Source organism: Pseudolysobacter antarcticus, from assembly GCF_004168365.1.
Lineage (GTDB): Bacteria > Pseudomonadota > Gammaproteobacteria > Xanthomonadales > Rhodanobacteraceae > Pseudolysobacter > Pseudolysobacter antarcticus.
Genome location: NZ_CP035704.1, coordinates 1,194,977 through 1,213,258, shown reverse-complemented (window position 1 = coordinate 1,213,258; position 18,282 = coordinate 1,194,977). Strand labels below are relative to the sequence as shown.

General features: G+C 59.2%; 17 protein-coding genes and 2 pseudogenes. 10 read left to right on the top strand and 9 right to left on the bottom strand.

Going from position 1 to position 18,282, the window contains the following annotated elements; all coding sequences use genetic code 11:
• Positions 1-68 precede the first annotated feature (68 nt).
• The 3 genes from ELE36_RS05105 to ELE36_RS05095 form a co-directional block, all read right to left on the bottom strand.
• Positions 69-503: a YciI family protein gene (locus ELE36_RS05105; protein ID WP_129832060.1), complete on the bottom strand. Its 435-nt coding sequence runs from the start codon at positions 501-503 to the stop codon at positions 69-71.
• Positions 504-677: 174 nt separating this feature from the next.
• The gene (locus ELE36_RS05100; RefSeq protein ID WP_129832059.1) at positions 678-1,862 is read right to left on the bottom strand and encodes an acyltransferase family protein; all 1,185 of its coding nucleotides are present in this window, start codon (positions 1,860-1,862) and stop codon (positions 678-680) included.
• Positions 1,859-2,788: an alpha/beta hydrolase gene (locus ELE36_RS05095; protein ID WP_165371483.1), complete on the bottom strand. Its 930-nt coding sequence runs from the start codon at positions 2,786-2,788 to the stop codon at positions 1,859-1,861. The genes ELE36_RS05100 and ELE36_RS05095 overlap by 4 nt, the downstream gene beginning before the upstream one ends.
• 175 nt (positions 2,789-2,963) lie before the next feature.
• Between ELE36_RS05095 and ELE36_RS05090 the strand changes: the two genes are divergently transcribed.
• The 9 genes from ELE36_RS05090 to ELE36_RS05050 all read left to right on the top strand — a co-directional run bounded on the left by ELE36_RS05090 (position 2,964) and on the right by ELE36_RS05050 (position 13,393).
• Positions 2,964-5,018 carry a carbon starvation CstA family protein gene (locus tag ELE36_RS05090; protein ID WP_129832057.1) on the top strand — a complete coding sequence of 685 codons (2,055 nt, stop codon included), beginning with the start codon at positions 2,964-2,966 and terminating at the stop codon, positions 5,016-5,018.
• Positions 5,019-5,025: 7 nt separating this feature from the next.
• Positions 5,026-5,274 carry a YbdD/YjiX family protein gene (locus tag ELE36_RS05085; protein ID WP_129832056.1) on the top strand — a complete coding sequence of 83 codons (249 nt, stop codon included), beginning with the start codon at positions 5,026-5,028 and terminating at the stop codon, positions 5,272-5,274.
• An 80-nt stretch (positions 5,275-5,354) separates the two neighbouring features.
• Positions 5,355-7,316 carry a glycosyltransferase gene (locus ELE36_RS05080; protein ID WP_165371482.1) on the top strand — a complete coding sequence of 654 codons (1,962 nt, stop codon included), beginning with the start codon at positions 5,355-5,357 and terminating at the stop codon, positions 7,314-7,316.
• Entirely contained in the window at positions 7,313-8,005 is a 693-nt protein-coding gene (locus ELE36_RS05075; protein ID WP_129832054.1) for a helix-turn-helix transcriptional regulator, read from the top strand. The genes ELE36_RS05080 and ELE36_RS05075 overlap by 4 nt, the downstream gene beginning before the upstream one ends.
• A 66-nt stretch (positions 8,006-8,071) precedes the next feature.
• Complete coding sequence (locus ELE36_RS05070; protein ID WP_129832053.1) at positions 8,072-8,683, top strand: glutathione S-transferase family protein; 612 nt, start codon at positions 8,072-8,074, stop codon at positions 8,681-8,683.
• A gap of 180 nt (positions 8,684-8,863) precedes the next feature.
• On the top strand, positions 8,864-9,343 hold the full coding sequence (locus ELE36_RS05065; protein WP_129832052.1) for a MarR family winged helix-turn-helix transcriptional regulator: 480 nt from the start codon (positions 8,864-8,866) through the stop codon (positions 9,341-9,343).
• A 45-nt stretch (positions 9,344-9,388) separates the two neighbouring features.
• Positions 9,389-9,817: an organic hydroperoxide resistance protein gene (locus ELE36_RS05060; protein ID WP_129832051.1), complete on the top strand. Its 429-nt coding sequence runs from the start codon at positions 9,389-9,391 to the stop codon at positions 9,815-9,817.
• 206 nt (positions 9,818-10,023) lie between these two features.
• Positions 10,024-10,581 (top strand): ECF-type sigma factor, encoded by a 558-nt coding sequence (locus ELE36_RS05055; RefSeq protein ID WP_129832050.1) that lies wholly within the window; start codon positions 10,024-10,026, stop codon positions 10,579-10,581.
• A gap of 10 nt (positions 10,582-10,591) precedes the next feature.
• Positions 10,592-13,393: a serine/threonine-protein kinase gene (locus ELE36_RS05050; protein WP_129832049.1), complete on the top strand. Its 2,802-nt coding sequence runs from the start codon at positions 10,592-10,594 to the stop codon at positions 13,391-13,393.
• Positions 13,394-13,503: 110 nt separating this feature from the next.
• On the opposite strand, the gene ELE36_RS05045 is transcribed toward ELE36_RS05050, so the two are convergent.
• The 6 genes and pseudogenes from ELE36_RS05045 to ELE36_RS05020 form a co-directional block, all read right to left on the bottom strand.
• Positions 13,504-14,466 (bottom strand): acyltransferase family protein, encoded by a 963-nt coding sequence (locus ELE36_RS05045; protein WP_129832048.1) that lies wholly within the window; start codon positions 14,464-14,466, stop codon positions 13,504-13,506.
• A gap of 27 nt (positions 14,467-14,493) precedes the next feature.
• A pseudogene (locus ELE36_RS05040) lies at positions 14,494-14,829 on the bottom strand (transposase); the annotation flags it as partial.
• Positions 14,830-14,868: 39 nt separating this feature from the next.
• Positions 14,869-16,016 (bottom strand): IS3 family transposase gene (locus ELE36_RS05035; protein ID WP_165371432.1). Its coding sequence is split into 2 segments (ribosomal slippage): positions 14,869-15,746 and positions 15,746-16,016, totalling 1,149 coding nucleotides; the frame shifts between segments, so codons are not numbered across the junction.
• Between the two features lie 65 nt (positions 16,017-16,081).
• Positions 16,082-16,538, bottom strand: a pseudogene (locus ELE36_RS05030) (IS5 family transposase); the annotation flags it as partial.
• A 50-nt stretch (positions 16,539-16,588) separates the two neighbouring features.
• A complete protein-coding gene (locus tag ELE36_RS05025) occupies positions 16,589-16,813 on the bottom strand; it encodes an acyltransferase family protein (protein ID WP_207215862.1) in 225 nt (74 codons plus the stop codon).
• Positions 16,814-16,853: 40 nt separating this feature from the next.
• On the bottom strand, positions 16,854-17,120 hold the full coding sequence (locus ELE36_RS05020) for a YciI family protein (RefSeq protein ID WP_129832047.1): 267 nt from the start codon (positions 17,118-17,120) through the stop codon (positions 16,854-16,856).
• A gap of 220 nt (positions 17,121-17,340) precedes the next feature.
• Between ELE36_RS05020 and ELE36_RS05015 the strand changes: the two genes are divergently transcribed.
• Positions 17,341-18,267, top strand: coding sequence for a CE1 family esterase (locus tag ELE36_RS05015; protein WP_165371481.1), 927 nt, complete (start codon positions 17,341-17,343; stop codon positions 18,265-18,267).
• Positions 18,268-18,282 lie beyond the last annotated feature (15 nt).

Genomic DNA, 18,282 nt, shown 5'->3' with positions numbered 1-18,282 from the left:
GTGGCGTCCTTTGGATTTCGATGGCCGGTGACGGGGCGACACGTTTGAGATCAACGCGCGCGATTCGATCAAACCATATTCGTACGCTTGCGGAAGTCGTGCTCAGCATCAAGCATCGCGCGACCTTCATCCGTGCTTATCATGGGCGCGAATTCCTCAGCCTCGAACACCTGGCGGATCTCAATCTCGGAATCGCCTGAGTGCGGATTCGGGCAACGCTTGACCCATTCGATTGCTTCTTCCTTCGACTTCACCTGCCACAGCCAGAAACCCGCGATCAGTTCCTTGGTTTCGCTGAACGGGCCGTCGATAACGCTGCGCTGGCTGCCGGAAAATTTGACTCGCACGCCCTTGGCGCTCGAATGCAGACCTTCGCCAGCGAGCATGACGCCGGCCTTGATGAGTTCTTCGTTGAACTTGCCCATTTCGATCAGCAGCTGTTCGTCCGGCATCTCGCCGGCCTCGCTCTTTTCGTTGGCTTTTATGATGATCATGAATCGCATGGTGTTATCTCCTGTTCGGGTTTTGGTGGAGAGATGGGTTGCGGCGGATTCGCCCGGCGCAAAACCTGACTCTACTGGTACGACGAACGGCGGAACGCAAAATCGACACGGACAGTATCTTTTTTTGTTGATAGTTTTGTGTGAAGCCCGAAAGTCATCTCGCGCACCCTGAAATCAGCTTGGCGCGATCGTGCTCGTGCCAAAGCGGCGCCGCACCCAGCGCTCGCACGGCACGGAAAAACCACGCGCCACCATCCAACCCAGCAGCCACGACAAACCGAGCGCCGGCACGTACCAGATGAATCCCCACTCCACGCTGAAACCGCTGGCGTGAGCGATACCGATCACGCCGAAAACGCAGAACATGTGGAACAGATAAATTTCATAGCTGAGCCGGCCGCACGAGCGCAACCAGCCGAGCCAGCGCAACTGCCACGGCGATGCCGACGCGGCTTGCCAATGCAGGCCAAGCACGAGGATCGCTGCTGATACGCACAGCAGCAAGACCGCGCCATCTTGGATCAAATGCCAGATCGCCGAGCCGGCAAACAGCACAGTGCCGATACCGGCAATACCAACAACGCATAGCAATGGTGCCAGCCACGATTTTGGTGACGGAAAGCGCGCCGCGAACATTGCCGTGAGCACACCGATCGCGATCGCCGACATGCCGGGCAGATACGCTTTCTCCAGCCAGATTTCGTTGCCGACAATCGCCGCGCGCGTGAACGGCAACGACAGCGCCAACACACCCAGGCTCAGCGCGAGCAACCAGCGGCTGCGGCCTAGAGTCAGGCACACCAGCGGAAATACGATGTAGAAAACTTCTTCGATGGACAACGACCAGAGCACGTCCCAGCCGCCCGGCAAATAACCCGTCAAACTTTCATACCAGTTCAGATACAAACCGAGTGCCGACGTGATGGCCGCGGGCAGCGATTGCTCGGGCTTGTCGATAACGAAATTCGGCACAGCGAGCAGATGCGACAAACTCAGCAACGCGATGACCAGCAGCAGGCATGGCACGATGCGCGCCGCGCGCAGCAGATAAAATTTTCGCGGCGGCATATATCGCAGATCGCCCCAGCGCTCCTGCGATCGGCGCGTGATGAGGAATCCAGAAATCACGAAAAAAATAAACACCGCTTCGTAGCCGTTGTAATTCATACGCTGCAACAGCCACGCCGGAATCAAGGTCGCCAGCGCGGTCTTCGCCAACGGAATACGAATCCCGACATGGTTCAGTATCACGAATAGGATCGACATGCCGCGCAATGCATCGATGCCGCTATTGCGATCCGTTCCCGCCGCATTGTCAGCGCTCGACGGCGTGATCGCTCGATCAATCACACTGCTCATTTTACCGCCTCGCGCTGCGTCAGAAACAGCTCCTGCAGCGCCCACAACAATCCGCTCGGAAACGTCGTGGTGTGATACGCGCCGGAAATCACCTTGGTGTGCAACTGCAGATTTTTGTAGTTGTGCGAATGCAGTTGTTTAACCATCGCGGCCTGATCGGCGACCATGTCGAAATCCGAACACTCCGATTTCAAACGTCCGCACGGCGCTGGGTGTTCCATCTGCCCGATCGCAAAATAGACGTTGGCCTTGAGCTCGGTGTGATGTCTCGCGTACGCCGCCTCCTGCTCGAACATCGTCCGATTGTTGTACCAGAGCGAAGTGCTGGTGAGGATGTAGTTCTGGAACAGCTCCGGCTCATTGAGCATCACCCACAACCCGAACAAGCCGCCATAGGATTGTCCGCCGAGCGTGCGTCGGTGCGCATCGATACGATAGGTTTTTTCGACCAGCGGCATGACTTCGTTTTCGAGAAAACCGAGGTAAGCACGGGCGCCACCGGTGGCGTAAGGTTTGTGGCGGATGTCGAGCATCGGCGTGAGGTCGCGTTCGCGACTGATGTCGCCCGCCTCGCCTTGCGCATACGAAATGCCGACCAGAATGAATTCTTCGAACGTGCCGTGATTGAACGGCACGCGCGTTTCGCCAGACGCGACCTGAAACGTGTACGGCCCGTCGTTGAGATAAACCACCGGATAACGATGTTGCGCATTTTCCGGCTTGTCGTAACCGGGCGGCAGCTTGATATAGATCTCGTAGCTGCGTTGCAGTTTCGGCGATGCCAGCGTATGCACAAAACTGTGCTCGATCTGGAACTGCGGCAGCGTATTTTCCGTTGTCGGAGCAATCGCATCGGCTGCGAACGCTGCGCTCACGGGCAGCAACACTGACAACAACAATCCCACGATCAACAACGATCGATTCATTCTTTTTTTCATGTTTCCCCAGCCCGGATCAGTCCGCGCGGAGGATAAGAGAGGCGGCGTAAAATTCTCGTTGCTCGATACCAGCCCACAGCCGCGACTAAAGTATGTGCGCTGCGTCTTGACCTTGGCGCGGCAGAATCCGATGCTGTCACCTTCACTTCGGGGAGGAGCCGTTATGCCCATCATCGCTCGTAATCTGGCCTGGCTCGTATTCGCCGTATTCGGCGCGTTCTGTCTCGGCGTGATCGCCCTCGAACGCGGCGAAAACATCAACGCGTTGTGGCTGGTCGCCGCATCCGTGTCGGTGTTCATGATCGCCTACCGGTTCTACAGCCGCTACATCGCGACGCACGTGTTGCAGCTCGATGGCAGTCGCGCCACACCGGCCTACCGGCGCAACGACGGCCTCGATTTTGTACCGACCGACAAGAACGTCTTGTTCGGCCATCACTTCGCCGCGATCGCTGGCGCCGGTCCGCTGGTCGGCCCCGTACTCGCCGCGCAGATGGGTTATCTGCCGGGCACGTTGTGGATACTCGTCGGTGTGCTGTTCGCCGGCGGTGTGCAGGATTTTGTAATCCTGTTTCTATCGGTGCGCCGCGACGGCAAGAGCCTCGGCGAGATGATCCGCTCCGAGCTCGGCAATGTCGCCGGGCTGATCGCGATGATCGGCATCCTCATGATCATGATTATCCTGCTTGCGGTACTTGCGCTGATCGTGGTCAAGGCGCTCGCGATCAGTCCGTGGGGCACGTTCACGGTGATGGCGACGATCCCGATCGCAGTATTGATGGGCATCTACCTGCGCTTCGTACGACCCGGCAAGATTCTCGAAGTCTCAGTGGTCGGTTTCTTTCTTTTGCTGCTCGCGATCTGGGGCGGGGGCCAGGTTGCCGCCAATGGCGATCTCGCAAAACTGTTTACGTTCGACGGCAAGGCGCTGGCATGGATGCTGATCGGCTACGGTTTCGTCGCCTCGGTGATGCCGGTGTGGCTGCTGCTGGCGCCACGCGACTACCTATCGACCTTCCTGAAAATCGGCACCGTGGTATTGCTCGCCGTGGCAATCGTATTCGTGATGCCGCCGCTGCATATGCCGGCGATCACCAAGTTCGTCGATGGCAGCGGTCCGGTCTGGGCGGGCAGCCTGTTCCCATTCCTGTTCATCACGATTGCATGCGGCTCGGTGTCCGGTTTCCACGCGCTGATTTCTTCCGGCACCACACCGAAGATGCTGCAGAACGAAGCGCAGGCGCGCTTCATCGGTTATGGCGCCATGCTCATGGAAGCGTTCGTTGCGATCATGGCCTTGATCGCCGCGTGCGTGCTCGAACCCGGCGTGTATTTTGCGATGAACGCACCCGCCGCGTTGATCGGCACCACCGCGGATACCGCCGCAACTGCGATCAGCCAGTGGGGTTTTGTGATCAACGCGAGTGACCTCACCGGCATCGCCAAGGAAATCGGCGAAACCACGATCCTTTCGCGCACTGGCGGCGCTCCGACCTTGGCCGTGGGCATGGCGCAGATCCTGCACAAACTCATCTCCGGCGATGGCATGCTCGCATTCTGGTATCACTACGCGATCCTGTTCGAGGCGTTGTTCATCCTCACCACGATCGATGCCGGCACGCGCGTCGGTCGCTTCATGATCCAAGAGCTGCTCGGTACCGCAATCCCGTCGCTGAAACGCACCGAGTCGTGGGCCGCAAATCTCATCGCCACGACATTGTGCGTGACGGGCTGGGGTTATTTCCTGTATCAGGGCGTGATCGATCCGCTCGGTGGCATCAATACCTTGTGGCCGCTGTTCGGCATCTCGAATCAGATGCTCGCGGGCATCGCTTTGACCTTCGCCACCGTGGTGCTGATCAAGATGAAACGCGACCGTTACATCTGGGTCACGCTGGTGCCGACCGCGTGGCTGCTGATCTGCACGCTCACCGCCGGTTGGCTGAAGATTTTCAGCGAGGATGCGAAGATCGGTTTCCTCGCGCATGCACACAAGTTCGGTGATGCCATCGCCGCCGGAAAAGTGCTGGCACCAGCCAAAACCATCGAAGACATGCAACGTGTGGTGTTCAACGATTATGTCGACACAACTCTTTGTGCGTTGTTCATGGCGGTCGCGGTTTCGACGATCGTCTTCGGCCTGCTCGCAGCGATGAAAGCACGCCGCGAAATACGCCCGACTGCGGTCGAAACACCTTATATTGCGATGACGGCATAACACTGACATGCCGATCGACACGGACATCGTCACGCCCTTCCCCGCGCCTGCGTTGCGGGGTTGGCGCGCGCACCTGCGCCATGCGTGGCGCAAGGCTGTGCAGGTTGCGCGCCTGTGCATCGGCGTGCCGGATTACGACGTGTATGTCGCGCATCGGCGCCTCAATCATCCACACGAACCGGTGATGACCTACCCCGAGTTTTTCAACGAGCGCCAGGCGGCGCGTTACGGCAAGGGCCGTTCGCGCTGCTGTTGATTTGACGCTTTGTTTTGCCTCGCCATGACACGCTCGTGGCATCATAGGCGATGCCCGAATCCAGCCGAACATCACCGCCGTTGAAACGTCTAATTGCCACACTTGCATCGCCGCTGCAGCGCCTGCGCAAGTTCATCACGCAGCGTATCGAAAACGAACTTCGCCACGAGATTTCCGCCCTGCGCCATGCACTCGATGCGCAGCAGAAAAATCTCGATGCGCTGGAGCAGTCGTCGCACGAAAAAATCCGCGCGCTGGAAATCATCGCGGCTGGTAGTCATCCATGGCAGACATCCGCGCGCACAGCAAACACGCCGCCGTATTTCACGATTATCCTGCCGACGCGCAATCGCGCCACGCTGATTGCGGATGCGATCCAGAGCGTGCTCGCGCAAACCTGGCCGAGCTGGGAACTGCTGATCATCGACGATGGCAGCGATGACGATACGCAGTCACGCCTGCAAACTTTTCTACTCGATCCACGCATCCAGTATCACCATTGCGATGCCGGCGGCGTTGCGGCGGCACGCAACCACGGTCTGATGTTGGCGCAGGGTCAACTCATCGCTTACCTCGATTCGGACAATGCGTGGTTCCCGGGATTTCTCGCTGGCATGCGTGCCGAATTTGCCGCCGATGCTGCGCTCGATAGCGCCTACGCAATCGTCCTGAGCGACAGCGCAATCCATGCCCGTTCGCAAATTCTGTGGCGCGCATTTGATGCCGAGGAATTGCGCCGCGGCAACTACATCGACCTCAATATATTTGTGCACCGGCGCGAACTCGTGCAACGCCACGGCGGCTTCGACGAAACGCTGACACGACTCAGCGACTGGGATTTGATCCTGCGTTACACACGCGATGAAACCTGCCGTCGTGTGCCAGTAGCCGGTGCGTATTATCGATCGCGCGTGAGCGGACGCATTTCCGATACGCGCAGTTTCGGCGACAACTGGTTTCGCATCCGCCAGAAACTACGCGCGCTACCGCAACTGCCGCGCCCACTCAAAGTGCTGTACGCGATCTGGCATTATCCACAGCTCAGCGAAACCTATATCGAAACCGAAATCCGCGCGATGCTTCGTTTTGGTGTGGTTATCGAAGTCTGGTCAAATGATGATGTCGCGGTGCCTTATCCACCCGCGGTGCCGGTGCGGCGCGGCGACTTGCAGGATGCCATCGCCGAGTTTCAGCCGGATCTCATGCATGTGCACTGGATCACCAGCGCATCGACGTATGCAACGATTGCGCAGGCCGCTGGGTTGCCTGTGACCGTGCGTGCGCACGGCTTCGAGGTCAACCCGCAAACGTTGGCGGATTTGCTCGGCAATCGCGCATTGCAACGCTTGTTTCTGTTTCCGCGACAACGCGAACTGATGGCTGCTGCAGATTCACGCATTACTTTCATGAAATCGGTATTCGATACCGAGCTGTTCAAGCCGGCAAAAAAGAATCGACGTTTGGTCTTGCGCACCGTCGCGGCGATTCCTTCCAAGGATATCGTGCTGTTTCTCGAAGCGGCAAAACGCTTGCCGGAATACCGCTTCGTGCTGATCGCCTGCACCGTTTACAAACGCGAAAGCTATGTCGACGAGATCATCAAACTAAAAGCGGAGCTGAATTCACCGGCCGAACTTTATTTCGATATGCCGCACGCGCGCACCGCGGAATACACGCGCGAGGCCGGCATTTTTTTACACACCGCTGTTGGCATCGATCAAAAAGACCACTCGCCCATCGGCATGCCCATCTCCATTGCCGAAGCGATGGCCACCGGCGCGTATGTGATCGCGCGCGACGACCCGGCGTTGTGCGATTACATCGGCGACGCGGGCGATGTTTATGCCGATCTCGATCAGGCGTGCGCGCTAATTGCCGCCACGCGGTCGTGGGATGAAGCACGCTGGCGCGCGGCGGAAATTCGCTCGATCGATCGCGCCTTTCTCGAACATGCTGATGATGTGGTGTTGCAGCCGTTGCACGATTGCTGGCTGCAGTTGCAACACGAACGCGCCTCGGCAGCGCGCGCGCAAATCGCATGAGTCGTACCTCGCGTTTGTTCCTGCTGATGGATGCGTTGCGCGCGCATCGCCGGCCCGTGACCGCGGCGCATCTGGCGAATGAACTCGCGGTTTCGGTGCGCACGATTTATCGCGATGTGCAGACGCTGATCGAACTCGGCGCGCCGGTCGATGGCGAAGCCGGGCTCGGTTATGTGCTGCGCGCGGGATTTTTCCTGCCGCCGCTGATGTTCGCCGAAGACGAGATCGAAGCGCTAATCCTCGGCGCGCGCTGGGTGCAACAGCAAGGCGATGACGGGCTCGCAAAAGCCGCCGCCGCGGCACTGGCCAAGATCGCCACGGCCACACCGAAAGACCTGCGCGACAAGATGGCCGAATCGAGTTTGTGGGTGCCGACGTATGCCGCAAAACCATCCAACGAAACCGCGCTCGGCTTCATCCGCGCGGCGATTCGCTACGAGCACAAACTGCTGATCGATTACAGCGACGAAAACGGCGCCTGCACGCAGCGCCTGATCTGGCCGATCGCGCTGGCATTCTTCGAGCGCAAGCGTGTCGTCGCGGGCTGGTGCGAATTGCGCAGCGGCTTCCGCCATTTCCGCACCGACCGGATTGCCGCGTCCACGCCTATTGCCGAATGTTATCCGCAGCGCCGCAGCGCTCTACTCAAGGCGTGGCGCATTGAGATGAAAATACCGAACGGCTCCTGACAGAAACTGTCAGCGGCAACCTCCAGTATGGCGCCTGTCCACTCACCGCCCATCAGGAGAAAGCCCATGCGCCTTTATCATCATCCCGTTTCTTCCAACTCCCGCCGCGTCGTAATGGCGGCGCAACAACTCGGCGTCCCGCTCGAACTGGTCTTCATCGATCTCGCCACCGCGGAAGGCCGCATCCCGTTGCGTGCGATCAACCCGAACGAGAAAGTGCCGGTGCTGGAGGATGGCGATTTTTTGCTCTGGGAGTCCTGCGCGATCATGCAATACCTCGCTGACAAAACGCCCGGCCAGACGCTGTATTCCACCGAGGCGCGAGCACGAGCCGATATCAATCGCTGGCTGTTCTGGGGCTCGCAACATTTTGCGCCGGCGGTCGGCATTTTCGGCTGGGAAAATTTCATCAAGCCGATGATCGGAGCGGGCGAACCGAACCCGCTGGAGCTGCAGCGTGGTGGATTGCTGTTTGCGCAATTCGCCAAGGTGCTGGACGATCATCTGGCCGACCGCGATTGGGTTTCAGGCTCCATCCTCACGCTCGCCGACTTCTGCATTGCCTCGACGCTCGCATATATCGAGGAATCGAAATTGCCGATCGCCGAGTATAAAAATGTGCTGACCTGGCTCGCACGCGTGCAAGCACTCGATGCCTGGAAAAAAACATCGTTCTGAGAATCAGCGTGCAAATGTCTGCGTGATCATTACAGCGCGACATGAATATAGCGGCGAGCGCCAGGTCCGATGGCGCTCGTCGCTTTTTTGTGGCCTGCGCATCGAGCCATGCATCACTTGCGCAAATTATTATATTGTGTACAATTCAATTGTGATAAATACACAGCCAACCGCCAGTCCATGAAAACATCGATCACAACCGGCAAGATCAGCACTCGCGATATGGTCAGTCTGCGGCTGGAGAATCAGCTGTGTTTCGCGATTTATTCGGCGTCGCTGGCCATGACCAAACTGTATCGGCCGTTCCTGCTCGAATTGAACCTGACCTATCCGCAATATGTCGTGATGATGGCGTTGTGGCAGCGCGATGCGGTCACCGTGTCGGCACTCGGCGAACAAGTCGCGCTGGATTCCGGCACGTTGACGCCAATGTTGAAACGCCTTGAGGCGCTCGGTTTCATCAGCCGCATCCGCAATCCGCAGGATGAACGCGAGGTGCATATTCGTCTGACCAGCGCCGGCGCAAAACTACAAAAAGCCGCCGCCGTGATGCACGACAAAATTGCCTGCGCCAGCGATTGTTCGAGCACCGATCGAAAGGTGTTGACGAAGGCATTGCAGCAGCTGCGCGCATCACTGCAAGCCAGTATCCAGAGTTGACCCCACGCCCCTTTTTCTTTCATCCACCGCAACGGAGTAGACACCATGCAAATACCAGAAAAAGTTCTTTACACCGCCCATGCCACCGCCACCGGCGGCCGTGATGGTTCCGCCAGATCGTCCGATGGCGCGCTCGATATCAAGCTCGTGCCACCGAAAGAACTCGGCGGTTCCGGCGTTGGCGGCACCAATCCCGAGCAGCTTTTTGCGGCCGGTTATTCGGCGTGTTTTCTCGGCGCGATGAAGCACGTCGCCGGCCGCACCAAGACCGCGTTGCCGGAAGGCACCAAGGTCGATGGCAGCGTTGGCCTCGGCCCGATCGCAACAGGTTTTGCGATCACCGCCGAACTCTCGGTGACCTTGCCCGGCATGGATCGCGAAGTGGCGCAAAAGCTCATCGAAGACGCGCACGTGGTTTGCCCGTACTCGAACGCGACGCGTGGCAATGTCGATGTGCAGGTCAAGCTCGCCTGAGCTTGATGACACAGTGAATTGAGATCCGCACCGGCTCGATCCCAGTCGGCCGCAAGCGCTCATCAGCGAGCTAGAGTCAGCGTCGCAAACCGACGTTGCTCTGGCTCGCTTTTTTATACCCGATGCAGCGAAATTGCAGCCAGATCGCCGGGATTATTTTTCCGCAACCATCTGCGCTACCACGATACAGCCGTTACACTGCGCGCATGCTGACGCCTCAAGCGCCGATCACCGAATTGCTGCAAGCCTGGCGCGCGGGCCAGGCCGCCGTGCTGCCCAAACTCACCGAGCTGGTGTATGCCGAGTTGCGCACGATGGCATGGCGTAGGCTTGGTTCGAGCCCGGCGCAAACACTCAATCCGACCGCACTCGTGCATGAGACTTTTCTGCGCCTGTGCGACAGCAATATCGACTGGCACGATCGCGCACATTTTTTCGCGCTGGCCGCCTTGCACATGCGCAACGTGTTGGTCGATCACGCACGTGCGCAGCAGGCGGAAAAACGCGGCGGCGGCGCGCTGCATGTGACGTGGACCGAATCCAGCAGCGCGCGAGTCGACGAAAGTGCTGATCTGCTCGTGCTCGATCAGGCATTGCAGCGTCTTGAACGCGAAGACCAACGCACCGGCAAGGTGATCGAGCTGACCTATTTCGGCGGTTTGAATCGCGATGAAGTCGCGCACGTGCTCGAGGTTTCCGTGCCGACCGTGGATCGTAGTCTGCGCTTTGGTCGTGCGTGGCTGAAACGCGAACTCACGCTGTAGGTACTCGCGCATGAGCAACCTCGCCCGCCTGCGCGAATTGTTCGAAGCCGCGATCGCGCTGCCGCCGGGGCAACGCGCCGATTTCGCCGCAACCGCATGCGGTGACGATCTCGCCTTGCGTCACGAACTCGAAGCCTTGCTGGCGTGCGACGACGAAGCCAGCGATCCGCTCGCCGCGAGTATCGCCGCCACCGCCGCATCGCATTTCGATGCGGCCACGCCGTGGCTCGGCAGACGCGTCGGCAACTATCGCATCCTCAGTGAAATCGGCCGCGGCGGCATGGGCAGCGTGTATCTGGCCGAACGTGCAGATCGCGAATATCAAAGCCAAGTCGCGATCAAGCTGATTCGCGGATTTCCCACCGCCGATGCGCTCGAACGCCTGCGCCGCGAGCGTCAGGTTCTGGCCGGACTGGTGCACCCGAATATCGCCCGCCTGCTCGACGGCGGCACCACCGCCGAGGGCCAGCCTTTCCTCGTGATGGAATATATCGAAGGCCTGCCGCTCGGTGTTTGGTGGGCGGAAAAAACACCGTCGCTGACGACGCGTCTGCACCTGTTCCAACAACTCTGTCGCGCGGTGCATTACGCGCATCAAAACCTCATCGTGCATCGCGATCTGAAACCCGCCAACGTGATCGTGCGCGGCGATGACACACCGATGCTGCTCGACTTCGGCATCGCCAAACTCACCGCCGCCGATGCCAGCGGTGAACGCGCTACCGAGCTGCGCGCGTTCACCGTGGACTACGCCAGCCCGGAGCAAATCGCCGGCCTGCCCGTGACCACCGCCAGCGATGTATTCGGCCTCGGTTTGATCCTGTACGAACTGCTGTGCGGCAAACCGTACAAATCCGGCGGCAAGACCGGCAGTTGGCGTGAGTCGCGTCCTGCGCGCATCGCATTGCAAGCCGAGGCGATCTGGATTCGCAACGACGCAGCGCGCATCGATGGCGACCTCGATCATGTCGTGCATCGCGCGCTGGCGCCCGAGCCCGAGCGTCGTTACAACTCCGCCGCCGCGCTCGCCAGCGAGATCGACAATTATTTCGCCGGCCTGCCGCTCGAAGCCGGGCCGGATCGACTCGGTTATCGTCTCCGCAAATTTGTCAGTCGGCATCGCGCCGCAGTGGCAACGGTTATGCTCGCGCTGCTCGGCGTGATCGGCGCATCGGCATGGCTGGTGGTGGAACGCAATCGCGCCGTGCACGCCGAACAGCAAGCCCTGACCGAAGCGCGCAGCGCCGAGCAGACCACCGAATTTCTGCTGCGCCTGTTCAACGATGCCGACCCGGAAAATACGCGTGGCCGCGATATCAGCGCGCGCGATCTGCTCGATCACGGTCGCGAACTGCTCGGCACTACGCTCACTGACCAGCCACTCGTGCGCGCACGCCTGCTCAGCGCGCTCGGCGAAATCTACACGAGCATCGGCCAGCCGCAGCGCAGTATTGAGCTACTCACGCAAAGCATCGCCCTGCAACGCGCGCCGGGCGCCGATCCGCTGCGGCTCGCGAATGCGCTGCACGAAGTGTGTCGCGCCTACACCGATACCTCGCAATATCCGCAGGCGCTGGCCGCGTGCCGTGAGGCGCTGACTTTGCGCCAGGCATTGCTGCCGGCCAGCGATGTCGATATCGGCCACAGCTACGATTCGATCGGGCTGGTCGAGCAAGGTCAGGGCGAATTTGTCAGCGCCGATCGCGATTATCGACATGCACTGGAGATATTCATCGCGGCCGGTGCGGCACATCGCGAGGATGTCGCATCGACGCATCACAACCTCGGCTTGCTGGCCGCGCACAAAGGTGATCCGGCCACCGCGCGCACCGAGTATGAAACCGCGCTGACGATCAAACGCGCGCTTTTTGGCGAGGCGCATCCGCGCACCTTGAACTCGCTCAACGGCCTCGCCCAAGCAGAGCAATCGCTCGGCGATCTGGTTGCGGCGAAACGCGATTTCGAGCAGGTGCTGGCGCTGCGTCTGCAAGTGCAAGGCGACGACAATATGCACACCGGACACGCGCATAACGACCTGGCTGCGGTGCTGCAGGACAGTGGCGATTACGCCGCGGCGGAGATTCATTATCGCGCGGCGCTGGCGTTGTTCGTCAAACATCTGCCAGCGGATTCGATGGATCGCGCCGGCACTACCAATAATCTCGGCACGCTGTTTGAAGATCGCGGCGACTACGCCAGCGCACTGCCGCTGTTCGAGCAATCGCTGGCGATTCGTCAAGGAAAATTCAGCGCGCCGCATCCGTCGCTGGCGCGCGCGCAACACAACCTCGCGCGCTGCCAGTTCGAGCTGGACAACCTCGCAGCAGCGCGTCCACTGCTTGATGCCGCACTCGCTACACGCCGTACTTTGCCCGCCGACAATGCCGAGCGTTTCGACAGCGAAGTGCTCGATGCCGAATGGCAACTCGCGAGCGGCCACGGCGATATCGCCGCGAAAAATCTGCAAGCATTGTCGCTACCGCAAGGCCGTGGTGGATATCGCCGTCGCGCCCGTTACGCCGAAGCGCTGGCGCACATCGCCGCCGCAAAAAACGAATGGTCAACCGCGCGCAACGCCGAGCAACAAGCGCTGACCGAGCTGCAATCGGTCGTCGCGAAAGATCATCCGCTCTACGCCCAAGCCGCCGCGCGACTCGCGTATTACGCGCATGAAGCGGGCGACGATGCAGCCGCGCGCGAGTTGTTGCGCGGCGCGTTGCCGGTGTTGCGCATGGCCTTACTGGCGCAGGCGAAGGATCGGGTGGATGCGGAACGTTTGGCAACGAAATTGGGTATCGGCTTCAACAAATAACGGCAGAACTCAAGCGTGGGAAATGCTGGAAAAGATCTCGTCGCGACTCGGATTTTTTTGCAAGACCGGGAATCCTGGACACAGTTCCATCACCTTCCTCCGTTCTGCGTTCAAGCTTCCCTTGCTTCAACTAGTCCAACGCCAGTTTTAGGTATTGGAAAAATTGCGGAAGACGGCGCGTCTTTGATATCCGTCGGCCTGACTCGCGACGCGCCGGCGGGAATCGCCTTAAGCATCCAGTTACGCATTAAATTCGCCAGGCCCTGCTCCAGATAGTGATGCGACAGGGCAGCGAACGACAATGCAAAGGCTGTCGAAATGAAGATGTAAGCCCAGGCGTGCGCCGACGGCGCCTGACCGAGCGCAACGAGCCAGCGCGTGATCAGACCCTGTGAAATCAGGTGTGTGAGGTAGAGGGAATAAGAAATTGTTCCCAGCCACATGCAAAAACGGGGCACCGAAATCTCAATCGTCTTGCTGGTAATCGCCATCGACAAGACCATAATCGCAATGGGCCAGCCCCAGTTGGTTGGCCCATGCATCCCTGTCACCGCCCCATAAATGCACCAGATCGCAAATGCCACGCCCAGACCCAGCACGTGATAAGCAACCTTGCGGTTGCTAATTCTGACTCGATCCGACAGATACAGCCAGCCAATGACTACGCCGGCCAGAAACTCCAGAACGAAGGGGCTGGTAACGATATTCATGTAGCCAACCGGGTAATTCAGATTTGCCGTCACATCCATGCTCAAACTGCTCCAACCTAACGGAATCAATATCACCGTCAGCAGCACCCACGATACCAACACAAACCAGCGCAGTCGCTTGAACAGCAGGCTCATGGCAAAGATGGCGTAAAAATACATCTCGAACTCAAGCGTCCAGCCAACCGGTAAGGTCAGCGAGAAATATGGGACATAACTGGGGTCGGCAGGAAGCATCGCCATGCTATGCCAAAACGTTGCCCGATTAGGCGCTTGATGGAAATAGCTGAGCCCCCCATTGAGCACCAGCGCGTACAACAGTGTCGCCACCGCATAGACTGGCCATACTCGCGCAAATCGCTTGATCGCAAAACGTGCGGCATAAGAACCTGTTCAAAGTCTTTTGAGCAGTAGCGTGAGGAAGGCAAGGTGAATGAACTGGAGGCTGGTATTGAGCTTGCGCTCGCAGTTCTTCCAGAGTCGTCGGCATTTCTCCAACCAGGCGAAGGAGCGCTCGACCACCCACCGCTTCGGGATAACGGCGAAGGTATGCAATTCATTGCGTTGGGCGATCTGCACGGTGGCACCGATGGCGCCTTGGACCGCTTCGGCAAAGGGCTGGCCGACGTAGCCGCCATCCGCTAGGACACTTTGTACCCGATGTAGGTTTGCCTGACATCGATCTATCGCCTGCAAGGCGCCCTTGCGATCGGTGACTTCCGCTGTAGTGTAGTGGTCAACTAATTTCGGACACCCCGCTAGGGCAGTTCAGGCTGCGGCTCGTTCGTACTCGTTGGGCGAGCGATAGCCGAGTGTGGAGTGCAGCCGAGTGGCGTTGTAGAAGTTGACGATGTAGTTGGTGATGTCGTTGATCGCTTCGGACGCGTTGGCGTAATCGCGCTGCCAGACGCGCTCCATTTTCAGGTTCAGGAAGAAGCGTTCCATGACCGCGTTATCCCAGCAGTTGCCCTTGCGACTCATGCTGCTGAGTAGTCCGTGATCGGCCAGCAACTGACGATGAAGTGCGCTGGCGTATTGGCTGCCGCGGTCGGAATGCATGATCAGGCCAGGCTTGGGTTGGCGCGCCGCGATGGCCATTTGCAGCGCCGCACACACCAGTTCGGCCGGCAGGGTCGGCGCCATGGCCCAGCCCACGATCTTGCGCGAGAACAGATCCAGCACGGCGGCCAGATAGAGCCAGCCACGGCGCGTGCGGATGTAGGTGATGTCCGCCACCCACGCGCGGTCGGTGGCGACGGGGTTGAATTGGCGCTGCAGCACATTGCCGGCGATCGGCAAGGCATGCGCGCTGTTCGTGGTGGCCACGAACTGACGTTTCCAGTGCGTGCGCAGCCCGTGACGCTTCATCAGACGGCGCACGCGATGACGCCCGAGCGTCAGGCCTTGGGTACGCAAGGCCGCACACAGTCGCCGACTACCATAGTTGCCGCCGCTGGCATGGAACGCGGACTTCAGATGCACACTGGTCGAGCAGAGGACGGGGGCCGTCTGCGCACGCTGGCGGGCGGCATAGAAGCCCGAACGGCTGACCTGGAACAAACGGCATAAGCGGGTGATGCCGGCCTCCGGTTGCCAGTGAGTGATCGTGCGGTAGATCACTTCAGTTCCCGGGCAAAGAAGGCCGACGCTTTTTTTAGCAAGTCGTTGTCCTCGCGCAATCGCCGATTCTCGATCTCCAACTGGCGAATACGTTGCTGTTCAGCCGTCAGCGGTTTGCCCAGGCCAGCACCGCCAGCCTGCTCGGCGGCGTATTGCTCCCGCCAGCGGCGCACGGCGCTGTCGACCAGGTTCATGTCGCGGCAGACCTGGGCCACGCTCAGGCCTTGGTCTCGAATCATTTGAACTACTTGCAGTTTGAAGGCTGCATCAAAGCTGCGACGGGCGGATCGGTTCATATCGTTTGTCCTCGTTGGGGGAATGATCCCCTATCGAGGTGTCCGTTAGAATTAGACCAGTACATAGTCACCGCAATAGCGTGAGGCAGTCCCTGCGTATCCACGGCAATATGCCGCTTGATCCCCGAGACCTTCTTGCCGGCATCGTAGCCCTTATGCGTCGCCGTGTCGGTGTTCTTTACGCTTTGTGCATCAACGATCAAGAAGCTCGTCATGGCGTTGCGCCCCTGCTTGATACGCACCGCGCCCACCTGATTTTTTTAACGCCCGCTCCAGCAGGCTGATGCCGTTCTCGTCAGGCTCGCTCCAGATCGAAAAGTACGAATGCACCGTTCGCCATTTCGGAAACTCCGTGGGCAGCATGCGCCACTGGCAGCCGCTTTTGAGGAGGTAGCGGACCGCGCAAAATACCTCGTACAGATCCACCCGACGCGGGCTGGTCTTCTTGCGTGCGCTTTCCAGCAAAGGATGAATTTGCTCAAACTGGGCGCGACTGATGTCACTCGGATAGGTTGATCTCATTCCGCCAGTATCAGCACGCCGGTCTCATAGATTGAGACTTTGAACAGGCTCTAAGACAAACTACCGTCCGAAGTTGCAGTCGAGTAACACATGATGAAACCGCTGATGATGAAAAAAAGATCCACGCCCATCGCGCCCGGAAGGAATATCTGCTGCGCCAACGGAAAGCTATCCGTGCCCAGCAATGCGTATCTGGCGTGGGTCAACACGACAAGCAGAGCAGCGACGCCTCTCAGCAATTGAATCCAATCGAGGTTTTTTTCATTTTTAATCATGGTGTGGCGAACTCGCTCGAATAAACGTCGGTACGAAAACTCAGATAAATACCGCGTTCCATTCGACCAGTCGCCACTGGCTGACCAGCCCGTGCACAACAAACGGATCATTGGTCGCGAATTCTTCGGCGGCCTCGCGCGTGGTGAACAGCGCCATCGCACCTTCCGGCGGATTGCCGAGCGGCCCTGCGGCGATAAACACACCGCGCGCATGAAACTCGTCCAGCATCGCGCGGTGCGCGGGATAATGTGCGGCGACTTTCGCTAGCGCCCCAGGCGCCATATCGTAAAAACAAACAATCTTCATGGGTTCTCCTGTGTGCAAGCTTGATCAGTCGGTTGCATAAAATCTCGCTGCGAATATGCGATCAATTGCTGACAAAACTGCGATTAGTTTAGCGTGGATATGCACTTCGAACAGCGGCGCGATCAGTGCGATGCACGTTGCCGCTCGTGAAAGCGTTGTGGCTGTCCATGCGTATCGGCAAAACATCGGCATCTGGGTCGGCAAACTCTATACTGTCGGCATGTCCAAGCTTCTGCGAAATCCCGTTTTGATCACGCTGCTTGTCGCCACCAACTGTGCGCATGCCGCGCAGAGCGTGGTGTTGCCGAGCTGGGTCTGTGCGCATCCCGACGCGATTTTCGTCAACGGTTTCGAGCTCGGCTCAGTGGCGGTTCCGCAACTGCATTCGAACGGCAGCGGTGGCGCGCAGCCGGGAAATATCACACGGCAAGTGGCGGTCACCGGCCTCGGTTTGCAAACGTATTACCTGTACGTTCCGAGCGCTTATGCGGCAAATCAGGCGTGGCCGCTGATCGTGGTTTTGCACGGTGCAGGTGGCCCCGGCACGTCGGCTACGGCCGCGCAGCAGGTGCGCACCGACTGGGGCACGCTGGCCGATACGCGAGGTTTTATCATCGCCTCGCCGGTGGGCACGAACAGCAATGGCGGCTGGAACGAACCCGACGTCAACGGCGGCGGCCCGTCCGACTACAACATCATCGCCAATACAATCACCGATGCCGAAGCGGCCTACAACATTGATCTTACGCGCGTGTATGGCTGGGGATATTCAGCCGGCGGCGAAGTGCTCGACGACATCGTTCTTACCGGCTGGGCTGGCGTGAATGCAAACTCGTTCGCCGGTTATGCCGTCACGGGTGCGGCCTTGGCCGGCTGCCCGACTTACAACACGGTGCAAAGCTGCGTACCGGCCAATGCCGCGCGCAAAATTCCGCTGGATATCCATATCGGCATGGCCGACTCCATCTATACCGGCGGTTATACGGCCAGCGACAAAAATGCATTTCAGGCGGCAGGCTGGGTGCTGAACACGACACTTTTTTATACCGTATTCAGCGATGGCAGCCCGCCGGGCGGACATACCTATTCAACAGCAAATCTGGCCCAGGTGTGGAGTAATCTTTGCCCGAAGGCGGTGACTCCCTGATTGGCCAGTCCGTCA